14 protein-coding genes are annotated in these 19,538 nt (G+C 37.0%); 4 read left to right on the forward strand and 10 right to left on the reverse strand.

What is annotated here, in order from left to right:
• The first annotated feature begins 62 nt into the window (after nt 1–62).
• Nucleotides 63–785, forward strand: a complete 723-nt coding sequence (locus tag AC07VK_RS01635) for a pirin family protein (RefSeq protein WP_492957879.1) — start codon at nt 63–65, stop codon at nt 783–785.
• A 146-nt stretch (nt 786–931) separates the two neighbouring features.
• Nucleotides 932–1,228 carry a hypothetical protein gene (locus tag AC07VK_RS01640; protein WP_492957881.1) on the forward strand — a complete coding sequence of 99 codons (297 nt, stop codon included), beginning with the start codon at nt 932–934 and terminating at the stop codon, nt 1,226–1,228.
• A gap of 153 nt (nt 1,229–1,381) precedes the next feature.
• On the opposite strand, the gene AC07VK_RS01645 is transcribed toward AC07VK_RS01640, so the two are convergent.
• The 6 genes from AC07VK_RS01645 to tgt form a co-directional block, all read right to left on the reverse strand.
• Nucleotides 1,382–1,774, reverse strand: a complete 393-nt coding sequence (locus AC07VK_RS01645; RefSeq protein WP_426324896.1) for a GxxExxY protein — start codon at nt 1,772–1,774, stop codon at nt 1,382–1,384.
• Between the two features lie 265 nt (nt 1,775–2,039).
• Nucleotides 2,040–2,321, reverse strand: coding sequence for a hypothetical protein (locus AC07VK_RS01650; protein WP_492955824.1), 282 nt, complete (start codon nt 2,319–2,321; stop codon nt 2,040–2,042).
• Between the two features lie 4 nt (nt 2,322–2,325).
• Entirely contained in the window at nt 2,326–5,130 is a 2,805-nt protein-coding gene (locus AC07VK_RS01655; RefSeq protein WP_492957882.1) for a TolB family protein, read from the reverse strand.
• Between the two features lie 2,252 nt (nt 5,131–7,382).
• Nucleotides 7,383–8,261, reverse strand: coding sequence for a DMT family transporter (locus AC07VK_RS01660; RefSeq protein WP_492955826.1), 879 nt, complete (start codon nt 8,259–8,261; stop codon nt 7,383–7,385).
• Between the two features lie 2 nt (nt 8,262–8,263).
• Nucleotides 8,264–9,367, reverse strand: coding sequence for an LptF/LptG family permease (locus AC07VK_RS01665; protein ID WP_426324887.1), 1,104 nt, complete (start codon nt 9,365–9,367; stop codon nt 8,264–8,266).
• A gap of 1 nt (nt 9,368) precedes the next feature.
• A complete protein-coding gene (gene tgt, locus AC07VK_RS01670) occupies nt 9,369–10,499 on the reverse strand; it encodes a tRNA guanosine(34) transglycosylase Tgt (protein WP_492957884.1) in 1,131 nt (376 codons plus the stop codon).
• 141 nt (nt 10,500–10,640) lie between these two features.
• Here tgt and AC07VK_RS01675 point away from each other — a divergent pair, with 141 nt between their 5' ends.
• Nucleotides 10,641–11,858 carry a glycosyltransferase gene (locus AC07VK_RS01675; RefSeq protein ID WP_492957886.1) on the forward strand — a complete coding sequence of 406 codons (1,218 nt, stop codon included), beginning with the start codon at nt 10,641–10,643 and terminating at the stop codon, nt 11,856–11,858.
• A 26-nt stretch (nt 11,859–11,884) separates the two neighbouring features.
• Complete coding sequence (gene rsmG / locus AC07VK_RS01680; RefSeq protein ID WP_492957888.1) at nt 11,885–12,520, forward strand: 16S rRNA (guanine(527)-N(7))-methyltransferase RsmG; 636 nt, start codon at nt 11,885–11,887, stop codon at nt 12,518–12,520.
• On the opposite strand, the gene AC07VK_RS01685 is transcribed toward rsmG, so the two are convergent.
• From AC07VK_RS01685 to smc, 4 genes are all read right to left on the reverse strand, one after another.
• Nucleotides 12,521–13,954 (reverse strand): M56 family metallopeptidase, encoded by a 1,434-nt coding sequence (locus tag AC07VK_RS01685; RefSeq protein ID WP_494939775.1) that lies wholly within the window; start codon nt 13,952–13,954, stop codon nt 12,521–12,523. It abuts the gene before it with no gap.
• Entirely contained in the window at nt 13,954–14,325 is a 372-nt protein-coding gene (locus AC07VK_RS01690; RefSeq protein WP_492955830.1) for a BlaI/MecI/CopY family transcriptional regulator, read from the reverse strand. Before AC07VK_RS01690 ends, AC07VK_RS01685 begins: the two co-directional genes overlap by 1 nt.
• Nucleotides 14,326–14,505: 180 nt before the next feature.
• Nucleotides 14,506–15,480, reverse strand: a complete 975-nt coding sequence (locus AC07VK_RS01695; RefSeq protein ID WP_492957890.1) for a M28 family peptidase — start codon at nt 15,478–15,480, stop codon at nt 14,506–14,508.
• A gap of 424 nt (nt 15,481–15,904) precedes the next feature.
• Complete coding sequence (smc, locus tag AC07VK_RS01700; protein ID WP_492957892.1) at nt 15,905–19,444, reverse strand: chromosome segregation protein SMC; 3,540 nt, start codon at nt 19,442–19,444, stop codon at nt 15,905–15,907.
• Nucleotides 19,445–19,538 lie beyond the last annotated feature (94 nt).

Genomic DNA, 19,538 nt, shown 5'->3' on the forward strand with positions numbered 1-19,538 from the left:
TACATCAATGTCTAACAAAATTCGCTACAGTAAATTTGTATCATAAACAAGAAAGGAAATTTATGTCACAGTTTATTTTGCACAAAGAAAACACCAGAGGCCATGCTAATCATGGTTGGTTAGATGCACACCATTCATTCAGTTTTGCTAATTACTACAATCCAGAAAGGATGCACTTCGGCGTTTTAAGGGTTTTAAATGACGACAGTATTGATGGTGGAATGGGCTTTGGCTCGCACCCACACGATAATATGGAAATTATTACCATTCCATTAGCTGGTGCAATTGCACACAAAGATAGTATGGGTAATTCGGCCGTAATTAAAAATGGAGAAATCCAGGTAATGAGTGCCGGAACAGGTGTTAGCCACAGCGAGTTTAATGCAAATGCAGATGAGCAGTTAAATTTATTGCAGATCTGGTTATTTCCGAACCAGAAAAATGTTACACCACGTTACGATCAGCAAACTTTAGATGTTGCAGCAAGGCACAATAACTTCCAGCAGATTTTATCGCCAAACGCTGATGATGCCGGCGTATGGATCCATCAGGATGCCTGGTTTTCATTAGGTAAGTTTGATGAAGGTTTTGAAACAGTATACAAAATCAAGAAAGCTGGAAACGGTGTTTATGCTTTCGTAATCAGTGGCGAAGTAACCATAAACGGACAAGTGTTGAGCAAAAGAGATGGATTAGGCGTTTGGGATACTGATAGCATTAGTTTTAAAGCCAATACTGCAGATGCAGAGGTTTTATTGATGGACGTTCCAATGGAACTGAATTAATTAGAAGAATCGTCATTTCGACCGTGGTGGAGAAATCTTGGAGTAGAGACCAAATATTTCTCCATTTCGCTACCGATGCAAGATCGGTGCTCCAGTCGAAATGACGATTTTATTTAAGTACAACGATATTTCTTAAACTTAAAATTATGCAAACTACTATACTTTATATCGGTCGGGATACAGAAATTACCGCAGTAATGAACCGACTGTTAAATGCCAGGCCCGAATGGAAGGGTTTGTGTGTTTGTAAAAATGAAGAAGCCATTTCCATTTGTAAAGAACAACACATTGACTTGGTTTTACTTGGAAATGGAATCGATCAGGAATCAGAATCTGAGCTGAAAAATAAGCTTCTCGCCTTAAGGCCAGACCTGAAAATTATCCAGCATTATGGAGGAGGTAGCGGGTTGTTATATGGTGAGATCATGACCTCGATAAGCTAGGATTTTTAAGATGATAGGATTTCAAGATCAGGGCTCATAAAATTCACTTCTTATCAGCATCTAAATCTTACCATCCCTAAATCACATTAGTCCTGACATATATATTCTTCATGCATTATTTAGATACTTAAGTCTTGCCATTCTCAGATCATACTAGTCATGTCTCTTGTTATCCGGATGCTTCGTATTATAAACTCTTTTAAAAGTTAAGCTCCTACTTCCAAAATTGATTAACAATCCTACAGGCAGTTTATATGCTTCAAGGTAATTAATCGCTTGCGCTAGATGTGCGTCATTTAATTCTGATACAGCTTTCAATTCTAACATAATTGTATTTTCAACAAAAAAATCTACCCTTCTATATCCAATTTTTATATCACGATAAAAAATATTCATTGTCATTTCTTCCTTGTAGGATAATTTCTCTATCCTCATTTCGATACCCAAGGCTTTTTGATAAATCTTTTCTTGAAAACCTGAACCTAGAAAAGAGTGGACTTTCATTGCACACCCAATAATTCGGCCTGTTAAATCGCCATATTTCATATTAATAAATTAAAATTTACTGTAAGAAATAGGGATTCTCTTGTGAACTAAGATAAACTATATAATCCTAAAGTGCAATAATACTTAAACACTATGATCCTGAAATCCTGAAGCGCAATGATTCTGAAATTAATAATATTGGAAACATCATGATCTGGAATCTTGAAGCACGATGATCCTGAAATCTTATAATGCTGAAACATCATGATCCGAAATTTTGAAGCGCGAAGATCTTGAAATCTTATAATCCTATTTAATCCTGGCCCTAGCTAATATAATCTCTATCCTCGTCGCTCAATTCTTTTTTATTCGAAACCGGTTGATTCCTTTCAATCTCATCATCATAACTGCTCACTGTTTTTCTCGGGCGACCCACCACAAAGCCGATAATAAAACCGATGATGATGCAAACGCCAATAACTATCAATTTTGATACCTGAACGTCATTTGCAACGATAAAGTTAAATGGCACCTCGTCACTATTTAAAAATAAGAAGGCCGTTAATAATGCGGTTAAAATAATGATGGAGATTGTTTTTGCGCTCATGGTTTTAAAAGCTATAATTAAATGAAAACTCTAATATCGGATTTTGATTGTAAATCTGATTAACAAAAACCAATCTTGCTCCTAAATCTACAACAGGCTGATAGCGCAAAAGGTTTACACTCGTGTTTAATTCTACACCATAAGTTTTCGGATCGTTAAAGGTTGTGCCCTTTCCAATGTTCTCGTAATGGCAAAACAAACCCGCCCTAAAATTTCTGATGTAAGCTAAAGGGCCCAGCTCCCAATCCGGAAAAGCAAAGGGAAAACGGTAGTTGAAAAGCAGACTGTTTTGTAATGCATTTTTCGCTAAAATATTGTTGTACCCATAAACAGTTGCAATCTCGGTTGCGTACTGATTTACCCCACTTGCTTTTTGGTAATTGAAGCTCGCTAAAAAAGAATGGTTTTTGGCAAAGCCAGGAAAGTAAAGGAAACTTTCGAGTGCTAAGATTTCTCCTTTTAAATTTTTGTCAAATGGTTGGTGATTGTAAGTTGCCCTAAACACTTGTGCCCACTTGGGGGCAATATCTCTTTCGGTAGTGCGCACACTGTGGTTGAAAGTAAAGTTGTATTCCATCGGAAATTTAAGCTCCCGTATAAAACCGGTTGGCATATTTTCTGGCATGTACCTTTGAGTAAAACTGGTTGCTGCATTTAAAGTGAAAGCATAGTTCTCATTGCGCATATTAAACGATAGCGGGACCGATGCATTAAGCTTGATATAATTCTCTCTCCAGTCGCCTTGTTGTACCGCGTTTTTAGTCCTGTAGAACGTTCTTTTCGGACGGTTGCGATACAATACACTAAATACAGGATAAAGTGCCTTGTAGCTAATATCTGCGGTGTACTCAAAACGTTTTAAATCGCGGTGGTATTTTGCACCTGTATAAAAGTCCATGGTGTTGAGCAGATTGTTCGATTGCAGCTCCAGACCGAAAACATATTCGTTGTCGATTACGGGGATAATGCTGTGGAAACTGAAAAGATTTAAAGCCTGATGGTAGCGCTTAGTTTGGTAGGTGCTGTCGGGAACCTTATCGAAAACATTCCCCACGTTTTCCTGTTTTTCTGCAGCAGCCGAAAAATCGACAAAGTTATTTTCGCCTATAGGTTTTTCGGATAATGCTGCCTCTGCAATTTCGTAACCGTTGATTTTATAACTGTTAAAAATGATTTTTCCATCAGCGGTTTCGCTAGGGTTAAAGGCCCCATACTTGGAGGCACTGAGTGCATTTATTTTTTTCGAATCAGGATCGATACTGTAGATATTGTCGATGCCATTAAAGTGTGCATTGAAAACAATTTTGTCGTTAATGAAAACCGGTCGGCTTAACTGTTGTCGGCTATTCGAAATCAGCTGCGATTTTTTTTCTCCGTCAATCAACCATAAACTTTTTCCTTTTTCATTTACGCCAATATAGGCAACCTTATTTCCTGATTGATCGAAGGAAGGTGTTTGCAGGATTTCGTTTTCAAGGTTAGGGTAGGTCTTTAAAATTTTTCCTGAGCTGGCGTCTAACTCAACCAGGTTGAACTGATTGTTCAGCTCCACTTTTGAAACGATGATTTTCTTTCCATCATTAGAAAGGCTGGGCGAGAAGAGCCTGCTTTTGCTGCTTAATTTTTTGAATTCTTTAGTCTTTAAATTATACGAACAGATTACGCTATAACTCCGTTGTTTGTAGCGCGGATCGTAGCGTATTTCATCCCAAACCAAAAGGTTGTTTTTTAAGCTGAACCAAGGCTGTTCCTGGTAACCAATTCCGAATAATTTTTGCTCCGATTTATCCTCGTTAATAATTGCAAAATATCGTGCATCCGTCTTGCTTTCTTTGAGGGCTAAAACCTGGGTTTTATTTAGCCGGACAGGAAGGAAATAATCCGTGGCTAAATCTGGTTTTTTATTTAAACTTTCATAGCTTTCTGTAATGGATTTTTCTTGCTGTATTTTCCATCTTTCAGTAAGCTTATCTTGGGTGGATAGAAAGTACGATCTGGAATTTTGCTTTGTGAATTTTTTTAAGCTCTGCGAAAAGGGGTACAGCCTTACCGGCCTTTTTTTAATGTCGCTAAGTAGGCTGTCGGAAATGAACTGCCCATATTTTTCTTTCATATCCGATACCATCAAATATCCGGTTTGGTAATAGCCGGGAGTAACGTCTTTGTTCGAACCGAAATAGGCTTTACTGTAAGAGATTTTTTTGCCCTCCAAAATTGAAGCCCGGTATGGCATGATCCAGTTGGGCTGTCTGCCTCTGCCCGAATTAGTCAAAGCAGTTTCGTTAACCACTGCATCACCTTCGAAAAACCAGGTAGGGATGCCCGCACCGAAATAAGCGAAGTATACCAGTTCAGGAAAGGGATGTGCTTGCGTTCCTGTCAATTTGTCAAACTGGGCAATGTGCCTAAGTTCATGAACGGCGAGGTTGTTTAGCCAATCCTGGCTGTCGAAAGACTGAGGTGGAGTGGTATAGAATTCAGACTTCTTGGGCGCGAGCTGTACAAAGCCATTTGCTACCGTTCCGCGGTTCTGGAGTAGGAGCGGAATAGCGGTTTTTTGCTGCCTTAATCCCAGTCCTATTTTAGGGTAGATAAAGGGTAGGGTGTTGGCCATTCTTTGGGCTTCTTTCTCCAGTTCTTGCGGATAGATGATTTTAAAGCCACCTGAATAAATATAGTTCCATTTTACACTAAGTGGGTTTTGCGCAGTACTGAAAATCTGCCCAAAAACTGATAGTGATGTGAAACTTAAAGTGATTACACTTAAATACTTGATAATTAGTATTTTGTTTGATGGGTTTAAATTCATCTAAATTATTTGCTAAAATATTTAGTTTTTTAAAATTTGCAAGTGTTGATTTTTGTGAATATTTAATTTATATAAAATTATTTAAGTTATTGATTTTTAAATATTAATGAATTTTATATAAATTCTTAATTTGTTGATTTTGCCTTTATTTTTTAATGAATTTTATTGTTGATTAAGGCTTCTCTCAACATTTTTAATCGCATTAACTTTATTGATTTAATTTACACTTATTAATCGATTTTCTTTGAAAATTTTATTGCCTTTTTTAAATTTTGTATAGTTCTTTAGAATTCGATCAGGCTCAGGAATAGCTTAAAATGCAGCTGGATTTTGTAATGCTCATCGATGCTTTTTGACTTTTAATACTGTAAGAATGGCTAGCGTTTTGGTCAGGATTATCTGCTTTAAAATTTACGTTAAGCGTGCGAAAACCTGCTTAGAAATTGCGTTTTGTCTGTAATGTTTTGAAGCAAAATGTATGTCGTAAACTGCCTGTTAAAAATCCACCTAGATATTTCAGATTAGATTGTTATGACAAAATGTCTTTATTTTTTAGCAATTGCTTGAGGAGTACTTTGGTGATATTTCTTCTTGCTCTTCGTATTAGTTGCTCAGCTCTAATGGATATGATGCCGTTGAAATGCTGGTAATGTCGCCGTTAATTGTGGGTTTAATACAGCTTTAAGTCTAATTTTTAACCTCGATTTCTTGCTTTAAATTTAATCTCAGCGCTCGGAATTGTATATTTTTTTGAGGTTTTGAACCCCGAAATCTGTAATAATTTGGCCTTATAATGCAATTTCCCGGCGATATTCGTGAATAACGGTGTTTTCGAAATACTTTAGAGTAATTTTTGTTTTTGCTTAAAAATTGTGTTTTTTGGTGTTTAAATGAGGTTTTTTGCGTTTTTAGGCTTTCCCCAATTGAAATTCAAAATTGATGGCTTTTCTCCTTTGTATGGTGAAAAGTATGCTGAAAATTAGGTTTACAGCTGTGATTTTTGCCAATATTTTTATGTTGATTAACTGTAAAATGCCTTATCTTTTTGTACTCCTTTACCAAGTTTTTATCGTGATTGAAAAAATTCTGGACTGAAGGCTAGGATAGCTTAGATAAGATATCTTGGTTAACTTGTGGTTTGGTAACTCATCGTTATATGAAATCTGAATAAAAAATACCTTGCATCTGGTATCGATTTTGAACATAAATTTTAGTCTTTTTTTTTGGTTGTTTTAGTCCTATTTTATGGAGCTTTAAATCAACTTTTTGTTGCAGTTTTGAATGCTTTTAATTATTCAGTTTTTGAGTATTTTTTTTAAAAATTGTTGGTTTCTGTTTTTGCTTTTTTATAGACTTATTTTTTGCTGAAATAGCTTGGTAATAACCCGAGGAAAAGCTTACAGTCAGACTGCTATTTTGGCTTTGAAATGGCTATCGTTTTTATCAATTTTTTATTCAGGATCTTCGTTTTTATTAACGCCAATTATGACCTCGAATTAAACATTTTGATTGGCCAATGCTTCAACGCATTCTAGCAAGAAATTCTTTGTTTCTCAAGTCTAAGAATCGATCCTTAAACTTGTATTGTAGCATCGGATTTGAAGCTGTTTATATAAGCTTTGTTCGTTTTTTCCTGATCTTGTTACTGCGTTATGTATCTTCTTCTTTTGACTGAAATATGTAAGGGATGGTGCTGGAATCCCGCCTGGTGATTCGTAAATTTTAACTTAAAAATATTAATTCGCTCAATAAACTTGGCATGGTGATTCATCTCGATTTAGGTATGCTTTTGCATGGGCTTTTTCTGTTTCCGAAGTAATTCACATGGTTGTGAACCATGTTTATTTTTGATCTTTCACTCCCGGATAGATTACATTTTTTTAAGCCGTAATTCTCCTCATTTAAAGCTTTCGTTTTTATTCTGATGGCTTAATAAGTTTAACCATATAGTAGACCTCAGGCATTAGATTCCTAATGTCTTAGATGCTCGTTCGCTGCTTTTAATTATTAACTTTTGCATCTCTATGTAAGGCGAGCTGGAAGCTTTTATGATGTGAACTAAAGGGTGGTGATGAGTAATTTTGATAAACTTGTTAATTTCGCTTTTATCTAATCTTTATCTGGAAATTTAATGGAGAAAATTTGAGTTGATCTACCCAGATAAAAAATATGCGCCTTTAATAGGTACAACTGAAACCGTCCTTTCTGCAGGTATAGTTTCTAAAGAAAATTTGAATTTATCTAGATTGTATTTACAGTTGATTCTTTCTCTTTTTGTAGATCGGATAGAGAAAAATAGAGGCCAGTATGATAGTTGCGCCAATATAAAATCCACCTGTCATTTGCTCTTTGCTTTGAAAGAAAACGAAGGCTAATACTATTCCGTATACAGGTTCCAGATTGGTAATTAATGCCACTCTAAAAGCCGATAAAGTTCTCATTACTGCAACACCTGCAACATAAGCAACGGATGTACAAAGTGTGCCAAGAAGAATAAGAAAGAACCAGTTTTTAGCACTTAAGTTGAATGCTGTGTGTAACAGTGTTCCATCATATAAACGGTACAAAGTGATCCAGAAAAGCGCACCAACAAGCTCGTAAAAACTGATGATGGAAGGTTCACTTTTTTGTACCAAAGTAGAATTTATTGTTGAAAAAAGACTTGATGCGACTGCCGCCAGCAAACCAAAAATAATTCCCAAAGTATATTGACCTTCAAATTTAAAGATCATGTATATGCCCAATATGATGAGTAAACCGATTAAAATATCGCCCATTTGTATCGGTTGTTTTTTGATCAGCGGTTCTAAAATTGCGGTAAATAAAGTAAAGGAGGAGAGGCAGACCAGGGTTACCGAAACAGTGGAGACCTTAATGGCATGAAAGAAAAATATCCAGTGAATGGCAACAATTCCGCCAGTTAAAAAGAATTGGATGAACTGTTTTTTAGTGATCTTAATGTTCTTTTTGGTGATTAAAAACCACGCAAAAAGTGTAGCTGCAGCAATCAGTACCCGGTACCAAACCATAGGTACTGCATCGATAGAAATTAATTTCCCGAGCACGCCCGTAAAGCCCCAAACAAATACAGTAAGATGAAGGATGAGTAAATTCTTTTTGGTAACGTCCATCGCTATTTTGGTGCTTTTCTTAATAGATAAAAACCTAATAAGCCAAAGAATAATGTAGGCATAATAACAGCCGCAAAAGGCGGTAATCCACCTTTGGTAGAAAACATCTGCGTAAACTGGTTAAATACGATATAAGCGAAGCTGATGAAGATTCCGATGCCTAACGATACTCCGACTCCGCCACGTACTTTACGCGACGACAGCGCCACACCAATTAGCGTTAATACAAAGGCTGAAAGTGGGTGTAGGTAACGTTTGTATTTTTCAAACTGAAGATCGTTCATCACACCCGTTCCGCGGATTTTTTCTTTCCTGATCTTATCAGAAAGTTCCTTCGTGGTTAAATTTTGCACCACATTGTCATATGCCGAAAAATCATCCGGACGCATATCCAGGATGGTATCTTTTTGCTTTCCGTTACCGTAAATCATGGTTTCTTTCAGGCCATCGATCTTGCGGATGGAGTAGTTGTTCAACTGCCATTTGCGTTTAAGCGAATCCCATTTTATATTTTCGGCAACGATCTTTTTGGTAAGTACATCTCCGCTGAAATTATCCAAAGAAAACCGATATCCTGAATTCGTTTTGTTGTCGAAATTATCAATGTAGATATAGGTTTTATCATCCAGTTTCATGTGGATGTTTGATTTTGTGGAAGGATCATTACGTTTTACATACGTATTCTCGAAACTGTTTTTTAAAGTATTGGTATAAGGGAGGATGTATAGATTTGAAAGTAAATTGGCTGAGAAAATAATCGTAGCCGACACCAGGTAAGGAAATAAAAAGCGATTAAAACTTACCCCACCGCTTAAAATTGGTACAATTTCAGTCTGATCGGCCATTTTTGCGGTAAAGAAAATTACCGCAATAAAATTGATCAGTGGTGAAAGCATATTCACATAAAAAGGAATAGAGCCTGCGTAATATTTAGAGAGAATCCCCCAAAAACTCAGTCCACTTTTCATAAAATCATCCATCTTTTCCGATAAATCGAACACTACAATAATGATCACAAAAATGGCCAGGGTATAAATAAATGTACCCAGGTATTTCCCGATAATATACTGATCGATGATTTTTATCCTTCCTTTTAACAGATTCATTTTATAGCTTATTGCCTAATACTTTAACCATTTTGTTTTTCCACTCGTAAAATTCACCTGCAATGATCTTTACTCTGGCCTGTTTTACCAGCCAAAGATAGAAATGCAGATTATGCAAGGTAGCAATTTGAGCGCCAAGCATCTCCTTACTATGTACCAAATGTCTTAAATATGCTTTACTGGTTACTAAATCAGCATGAAGATCGCTCTCCGCATCCAATGGAGAAAAATCGTTCTCCCATTTTTTATTCCTGATGTTTATAATACCATTTCTGGTAAAAAGCATGCCATTTCTGGCATTTCTGGTTGGCATTACACAATCGAACATATCGATGCCCAGTGCAATATTCTCCAAAATATTGATCGGCGTACCCACGCCCATTAAATAACGTGGTTTTTCTTCTGGTAATATATTGCACACCACTTCTGTCATGGCGTACATCTCTTCGGCCGGTTCACCAACTGATAAACCGCCAATGGCATTGCCCTCACGGTTCATACTGGCAATAAATTCTGCCGATTTTATACGCAAATCTTTATACACTGAACCCTGAACAATAGGGAAAAGGGTCTGATCGAAACCGTATTTAGGTTCGGTGCTATCAAAACGGGCACAACAGCGTTTTAACCAACGGTGTGTCATTTTAATGGATTGCGCTGCATAAGTATAGTCACATGGGTATGGCGTGCACTCATCAAAGGCCATAATAATATCGGCACCTATGGTACGCTGAATATCCATGGCATATTCTGGTGTGAAAAGGTGTTTCGATCCATCAATATGGGAGTGGAAAGTAACGCCTTCTTCTTTAATTTTACGAACTTTACTTAAGGAATATACTTGGTAGCCGCCACTATCTGTTAAAATCGGACGGTCCCAGCCAATAAATTTGTGTAATCCACCAGCTTTTTCAAGGATATCTAGTCCGGGTCGTAAATATAAATGGTAAGTATTGCCTAAAATGATTTTTGCGTCAATATCGTCTTTCAGTTCGCGCTGATGTACGGCTTTTACCGTTCCTGCAGTGCCCACAGGCATAAAAATAGGGGTTTGTATTTCGCCATGAGCAGTTGTTACCGTTCCGGCTCTGGCTTTAGATAGTGGATCGTTAGCCTGTAAACTAAATTTCATCTGTTTCTATTTATTTTTCTCCAATTGTTAGGTGGAGCTTACCACCATCAAATTACGTTTTATTAAAACTAATTGTTATTTTGACGGTAGGCGGTTCATATGTGTTTTTTCTCGTCGAAAATCTGCCAAAAATAGCAAAAATTGAGGGCATATTTTTGTTTAATTTTTTATCCACATAAAAGTGATTTACAGATTAAAAATGAGAAATTTGCGCCTATTTATTTTACCATCGTGATATTAACCCTGCTTGAAATTATTCTGCTCTCGATATTGGCTTTTTGCCTTTTGGTTCAGCTTTACTATGTCCTTTTTGTTCATTTGAAATTAGCCAATGTAAGCATAGAGGAGATCCCGTTATCTGCACAAAAACCGTTAAGTGTAATTGTTTGTGCCCGAAACGAAATTGTAAATTTAGGGCAGTATCTGCCTGCATTATTAAGCCAGGATTATCCGGAGTTCGAAGTTGTGGTGGTTAATGATCGCTCTTGGGATGGTACAGAAGAGTTTTTAGAACAATTAGAGAAGAAACACCGTAACCTGAAAGTAGTTAAAATTTTAGATAACGATAAATTTATAGCAGGTAAGAAATTCGCGGTAACCATGGGAATAAAGGCTGCCAAATACGATTGGCTGGTTTTTACTGATGCAGATTGTACACCAGCTTCTGAGCATTGGTTAAAGGATATGCAACAGCCTGCCGATGAAAATACGGAGATCGTTTTGGGCTACTCGCCTTATATGAAGAAAAGAAGTCTGCTAAATGCATTAATCCGCTTCGAAACCTTTTTTACTGCTGTAAATTACCTGGCTTTCGCGCTTAAAGGTATGCCATATATGGGGGTTGGACGTAATATGGCCTATAAAAAATCGCTTTTTTTTAAAAATAAAGGTTTTGCAGCACACATGCATATCCCATCTGGAGATGATGATTTATTTGTAAATGCACACGCCAATAAATACAATACAGAGATCCGTTTACACCCGGATAGCCACGTTTGGAGCGAGCCCAACAGTACCTGGAGAGGTTACCTGAGGCAGAAAAAGCGTCATTTTGGAGCCGGAAAGTTCTATAAATCGAAGCACAAGTTTATCTTAAGTCTTCAGATTGTTTTTCAGTTTTTGTTTTATGCGTTCTTTGCTGCATGTATGTTTTTTAGCCGTGAGGCGCAATATGTTGCTTTAGGCATCCTCGGATTAAGCATCATCATCAGGTGTTTTATCTATCCAAAATTGCTGAAACGCTTAAACTATAGCGATTTGCGTTGGTGGTTCCCAATTTTAGACATACTTTTGTTTCTGTTTTTGACCCTGAACGGATTTTTAGCCTTGTTTGGTAAGAAAAAAGTAAACTGGAAATAAATTCAATAATCCTTAGCAATTACAATATGCTTGATGTAAAACCCGATATCGTTTTAAAATATTTTCCTAACCTAAGTGAAAAACAGATTGCTCAATTTTCGCAATTGTTTGATTTATATCGTTTTTGGAATGCACAGATTAATGTAATCTCGAGAAAGGATATCGAAGAGTTATACGAGCGCCATGTATTGCATTCGTTGGGGATCGCTAAAGTATGCAATTTTAAAGCCGGCGAATCGGTTTTAGATGTAGGTACAGGTGGTGGTTTTCCGGGCATCCCATTGGCGATCTTGTTTCCAGAAACGCAGTTTTATCTGGTCGATTCTATCGGAAAAAAGATTAAAGTGGTAAAAGAGGTGGCTTCGGCATTAGGTTTGGAGAATTTAAGGGCCGACCATTTAAGAGCCGAGCAGATTAAGGAGAAATTTAATTTTGTGGTATCGAGAGCGGTTACGCGTTTGGGCGAATTTTATCCATGGATACAGGGCAAATTTAAAAAAGATTCATTAAATGCCATTCCGAATGGGATTTTGTATCTAAAAGGAGGCGATTTGGCAGAAGAGATCAAAGAATCAAAACTGAAAGCAGAATTATACCCGCTTTCAGCTTATTTTGAAGAAGATTTTTTTGAGACTAAATATGTGGTTTACGTACCGCAGTAGTTATTGCTTTTTTGGATAACCTGTAATTGTGATTTCTTTAACAGGCGTTATCCTGATTGTGTTTACATCACCTTTATTTTTTGCATTTGAAGTAGTAGCATATCCCTTCACCGTTACCTCTTTAATAGTTTTTTGATCTGAGGATAACGAGTGATCCCGGTTGTTTGCCTTAGTCTCTGTAGCTGGAACAAGATTAACCGTAGTTGGCTCATTTTCATTCGCTTTTTTTTCTGGTTTTGGCTCAACGGGCGGTGGCGGCGGTAATGTTTTTTTATCCTTCCTCACAACAGGTGGAGGCATTTTTTTTCCATCTTTTTTAACAATAGGAGGAGCAAAACGAACTTGATCCACTTTTGGTACACTAAGCTTTTTCGCTTTTAAGGAGCCGGGTTCTACCGGTGGAGGAGGTGGTATTCTTTTGTCGTCTTTTTTAATAATAGGTTCATTTATCGTTATTTCCGTAACTTTTTTGGCTTTGGCTGTATATGGTTCCTTTGGTGGTGGTGGGGGTAATCTCTTTTTATCAGACTTTTTCTTAGTAGTGTCCTGAAGAATAATGGTTAAGGTTTCATTTTTTTGCCCTAATTGGATGGTATTATAGTCTTTTGTAAATGCTGTCGTAGATAAGAACAGCATAGATCCAACTAGTGGAATAATAAATAACAATTTGAGCCTGGCCCATTTTGCCGATTTTTTTTGGTTTAACATACTTATTCTATTTTTTAGTAGTGAAGAATTGAAAAAGTGATTACTAATGGTAACTTCTTGATTTCCATAAGAATTTTGGATCAGGAATAAAGCATAATCATATTTGGTAATGTCTTTTTTAGTGGTGGCCTCATCGGCAAGGTATTCGTGGACGAGCCTGATATCGTTCTTAATTAAATAGATAATTGGATTGAACCAACTGGAGATTTGTATCATTTCGAATAGTAGAATGTCGAGACTATGCTTTTGTTTGATATGAACCATTTCGTGCTTTAGTACTGTAGATTTTTGATTCATTTCGGGATCAATAAACAGTAGATTGAAAAATGAAAAGGCCATTTTTGAATTTTCGATCTCTATAAATGTGATACCATTTTGTTTATTTTTACTGACGCCCCGCATTAACTTTGCGATGTACCTTAACCCCCACAAAACTTTTAGCATTAATATGATAGAAATCGTTAGGTAGAGTAATAAAAGGGCATTTGCTATATTTAAAGCAGATACCGGCGCTTCAATTTGAGTATATCCGGAATAATCGACTACCATTTCTTCCTTTAAAAATCCCAGCTGCAAAAATGGAAGTATAAAGGCCAGTATCGAGCTGAAAATCAGATAGTATCTGCTTAATCCATAAAAGGTTTCCCTGTGGAGGAATAATCTATAAAATCCATAAAATAAGATAAGATATAGATTTGCTTCGAGTAAATAATATAACCAGCTCATCACTTCTCTTTTTTAAGTTTCTCTGCCAATTGGATAATTTCATTGAGTGCTTCAGTACCCATACTTTTTTCTTTCACCAGGAAAGAAACCAGACTCTCGTAGGAGTTTTCGAAATAGTTGCTCATTACCTTATCTAATGCAAAACGTTTATAATCAGTTTCTTTTATAATGGGGAAGTAGATATGCGTATTGCCGATAGCTTTATGATCAACAAAGCCTTTAGTTTCTAAAACCCTGATTACGGTCGAAACTGTGTTGTAAGCGGGTTTGGGTTCGTTCATCTTTTCGATAACATCTTTTACTAAGGCTTCGCCCATTTCCCAAAGGATGAGCATAATCTGTTCTTCTGCTTTTGTGAGTTCTTTTATCATAGCAACTATTTTTGTAGTTTGGTTAATTGAAGTTACGACTATAAAAATAGTTTGCAAACTATTTTTATAGTTTTATTTGTAATTATCTGATATATAGGTGAATAATTTATTGTGAAATCTATAATGCATAAAAAAACCTGCCGGATAGGGCAGGTTTTATATCTATATCGATCGGGTTTGTTAAAATTTTTCCGACTTTCTTGGATTGTCCATCATGATCATTTTATCTTTTAACAACTGTTGTAAGCCGGTTTGTTTGTCGATACTTTTTACAACATCTAATACGGCACTTGCTGCATTGCTGAAAAATTGTTTGGTGATGGTAGCATATTCGTCGGTAGCTTTGTGGTAATCTTTGTGATCTTCTACACCAAAATATAAGAAAGGGATATTTTTGGCATTAAATGCGCCTTGGTCGCTCTGATTGGTCCAATCATCGTGACCTTGTTTAGGATCATCGTGGCCGAAAAGTAATTTGATATTGGTTTTAGTCGTATCTACATACTTCTTTAAATCAGGATATTTAAAAGTTCCGCATATATAGAGCTCACCCTTATCGCTATGGCTGATCATATCCATATTCAGATCAATGGCGATAGTATTAATAGGCACTGGTGGATTGCCTACAAATGCCTTTGCACCTTGTAAACCCATTTCTTCCGCATCGAAAGCCGCGAAAATAATTGTATTATTTGGCTTGTTTTTAGCAAAATAGGCGGCAATTTTTAATAATCCTGCAGTCCCCGATGCATTATCATCAGCACCGTTAAAAACTTCGTCTTTTACTATACCTAAATGGTCGTAATGGGCAGATACCACAATAACATTGGTTCCTTTACCCGGAATGTAGCCGATGATATTGGTGCCATTTATTTTTGTATTGCCTCTTCCATTAAAAGTGAACTCCTGGGCATAGTTTACATGCTGAGGATAAGATTTTAATCCTAATTTTTGAAATCTTTCTATAATGTACGCCCTGGCCATTTCAGCGCCTTTTGTTCCGGTTTTTCTACCCTGATAAGCATCGGAAGATAAGACCTCAACATCTTTTAACAATTGGGCATCTAACTTGCCAGAGGCAGTATTGTTTTGATTTTTTACTGATGAACAGCAGCTTAGCATCATGGCTAAGGGGAGGATATATAGGATTTTCATTGTTATTTTGTAATAAGTTAGGATCGTCATCTCGACTGGAGCATAGTCCCGACGTTAAGTCGGGAGAGAGATCTATTGATGTAGATTTCTCGGCTTCGCTGCAATCGCTCGAAAGGACGATTAGTCGTTTAAATTTCCCTAAAGATATTAATTATTGGGATATATAGAAGGCATCACCCTGAACCGGGCCTTAGTGAGCTCACCGAAGGTAATTCATTTCAGGGTCTTTATTGCAGGAAAGATGATGACCACGAAGTAGCTATTAGACTTTTAAAAAAATAAAAAACACTAATAAAATAAATTCAGCATAACGATCGAATTAAAGTGGAATTAAAAAAGTAATCACATCTTTCATTTTCTAATTGGAAAAATGTAAATAAAAGATTGCTTCGTCGTACCTCCTCGCAATGACGAAAAAGATGAGTTAAGCCGCTACTTCCCTTAAATCGACCGCTACAACCCTCGAGACGCCCTGTTCAACCATGGTTACGCCATAAATAATATCGGTGCTGGCGATGGTCCGTTTGTTGTGCGATACAATGATAAACTGTGATTGATCAGAGAATTTACGGATAATATTATTGAATTTATCGATGTTGGTATCATCCAAAGGCGCATCAACCTCATCGAAAATACAGAATGGCGCAGGTTTTAACAGATAAAGCGAAAACAATAGCGCTGTAGCCGTTAAAGTCTTTTCCCCACCGGATAACTGATTGATGGATAATGGTCTTTTCCCTTTCGGACGGGCGATAATATCAATATCGGCTTCCAGAGGATTATTGATATCTGATAAAATCAGGTCGCAGCTATCTTCTTCGTTAAATAAAGAACGGAAAACCACGATAAAGTGCTCACGGGCCTGGGTAAAGGCCTGCATAAATTTATCTTTGGCCGTATCGTCTATCTCTTTAATCGTTTGTAAAAGATCGGTTTTAGCGGCATTAAGATCTTTTTTCTGGTTCTGGATAAAAGTATAACGTTCTTCCATTTCTTTAAAGGCCTCCATGGCCATGGAGTTAATGGCGCCAAATTCGTCCAATTGGCGTTTCATCCGCTCTACCTTTTGGCGGAGATCGAACTCACTTTCTAAAGCTTCAATTTCGGTATCTGTTTCTAAAAGATCGTTGATGTCGATATTGAATTCGACAGCTAATCGTTCTTTTAATGCATTCAGATCGATTTTTAAGGCGTTCTTTTTATCCTTAATCTCCGTTAATAGGAAATCGGTTTCTTCACGTGTTTTACGGATATTGGTCAGGTCGTTTTCAACCTCGTTAATGCTTCCTTTGCTTGTGAAATAAGCTTGCTCAGCTTCTGCAAGCCCTTTTTCCATCTCTTCACGTTGTTGATACATCTCTAAAAGCGTATCATCATTCAGGTCAGTGTGCTGTAACGTTGCCGTAATTTGGGTAAGTGCTTCCTGTAATTCTTTATCGTTTTGGGCGATGCGCTTATTTAAAGCTTCTTCCTGTACAAAACGGTAATCTAAATCTTTTTCTAAGCCTGATAACTTATTTTGTTGCTGGTGGAAACGGATGTTGTCCTGGTTATATTTGCCCGCACTTTCGTTTACCTGATCGGCAATTTCCTGATAATTAAGTTGTTGTTCCTGCAAATTTATATGCGCTTCTTGCTGGTCTTTTTGCAATTGAACCAATGCTGGCAATTTTTCAGATAAGGCTTTTTCTATGGATACGATCTTTTGGGCAATATCTGTTTTACGGTTTTCGCTGGTGGTAATAAACTCCTGGTACTGGTCGCGGCGGGTCTGCACAGAAATATGTTCGTTGTTTAAACGGTTCATTTCTTGTTGCAGTGCATTGATCTGATTGATTTTTGAAGCTTCTTTTAGGTTAAATATGTTATCCGTTTCGGCTTTAATTGCAGCATCATACTGATTAATCAACGATTCTGAAGCTTTGATTTCTTTTGCCAGATTTTCTAAATTCTTGGCACGGCCAATCCTTTTACCCTCAAATAAACCCACCGAGCCGCCCGCCAATGTGAATTTGGTTTGGGCATATTTTCCATTTTTAGCCAAAATGGTTAAACTATCTGTTGGTGTTGCTTTAAACAAATTTTCTTGTTCAGCTACCGCGATGTAAACATTTTGCAAAAGCAGATTGCAAAGGTGCTGGTATTTTTTATCAACTTCAATAACTGATAGCGCCGAAATAAGTCCTTCATGCGTGCCAATCACTGGGTTTTTATCGGGTACATTTTCTAAAATGAAAAAATTTGCCCGTCCGCGGCTGGCATCGGTTAAAAGGTTAATGGCCTGTACTGCATCTGCATACTGATCGACCACATAATGGTTCATTACCGGTTCCAGGTAATTCTCAATGGCTATGCGGTAGTCTTCATTACAGAATAAAATATCAGAAAGGAGCAGGGCGCTTTTAGCAAAAGCGTTGTTTTTCTTCAAAAAACGGATCGATTCAGGAAAGCCCTCTAAACTATCAACAAGTGATTTGGTGAGGTTATATTCGTTCTGCTTGGCATCTTTTTTACGGTTTTCGGCCGTTAGTTTTTCCTTGTTCGAACTTAAATTCATTTCTGAAGTAGCCAGCTTTTCCTTTAAAAGTTCTTCAGCTTCCGTTAGGTTCTTAATATTAGCTTGTTTCTCCCTAACCTGAATATCAAGTTCGGCCAAAGCATGATCGAAAGCTTTTAATTCTAATGTTTTGGTTTCGGTATCATCAACATTCCGGTTGGTTTCCTGTACCAGCGCATCTTTTTGGATATTTAGGATATCAATTTCTTTTTGCGATTGATATACCTGATTTTGCAGGTCGTTAACAGATTTAATCAGGTTGTCGATCCTGTTTTTCTCGGTTTGTTGTTGTTCGCGTAAAGTGTCGAGCGTAGATTTTAAACTTTTTAAATCAGATTCCAGTCGGTTAAAAACCTCAGTTTCTGTTAAAACCTCTTCATTTAAACGTTTAATATTGTATTTAATGTGGTTAACCTGATTTTTATCTTTTTCGAGCTCACCCGATAAACGGCTTTCTTTTTCCTGTAAAAAACGCATTTGCTCGTTCTTTACTTTTTTCTCGCTTTCATAAGCACGGATTTTCGAAACAAACTCGTTTGTGGCCTTTTGTTGTACAGAAAGGTTCTTTTCCTGGTTAATACTGCCTAGTTTAAGCTTTTGCAGTTCGGCTTCACCCGTATCTATTTTATTGCTGAGTTCAGTGCGGTTTACCTGTTGATTTTGCTCTTGTGTTTCTAAAGCGTTTAAGTCGGTACGGAAAAAGGCTATACGGTGCGTAGCCAACTGAACACTCAGTTCGCGGTATTGTTCTTTTAGCTTATAATAACGTTCAGCTTTACGTGCCTGATTTTCTAAGGTTTTAAGGTTTTTTTCGATCTCGAAAAGTAAATCTTCAACCCGTTCTAAATCGGCTTCTGTATCTTTTAACTTGCTGAAGGTCTGTTTTTTACGTAATTTGTATTTCGAAATTCCCGATGCTTCTTCAAATAAAGAACGACGGCTATGCTCTTTGTTGGTAATAATTTCATCAACCATTTTCAGCTCAATGATCGAATAACTATCAGAGCCGATTCCGGTATCCAGAAAAAGGTCGGTAATATCCTTTAACCTACATTGAACATCGTTTAAACGATATTCACTATCGCCATTTCTATAGAGTTTACGAGTTACGGTAACCTGTGAATAGGCTGTTGGCAGGATGTTCTTGGTATTATCAAAGCTTAATGAAACCTCGGCAAGCTGTGCCTGTTTACGGTTTTTTGTTCCGTTGAAAATGATGTTCTCCATCTTTTCTGAACGAAGTGCTTTGGTGCTCTGCTCGCCCAAAACCCAGCGCATGGCATCGATTACGTTTGATTTTCCACAACCATTAGGACCAACAATAGCGGTAACACCCTCATTAAAATTGATGGTCACTTTATCGCCAAAGCTCTTAAAACCTTTAATTTCTAACCTAGTAAGTTGCATGGTTTGTAATCGGGAGAACCGAGTTCAATAATAAGGATAATTTTGTGGTTTTTCAATAAGAATCCTAAAAGTTTAAGCCATATTTGGTGTTTAA

The sequence above is a fragment of the Pedobacter sp. GW821-FHT01D05 genome (assembly GCF_059422505.1).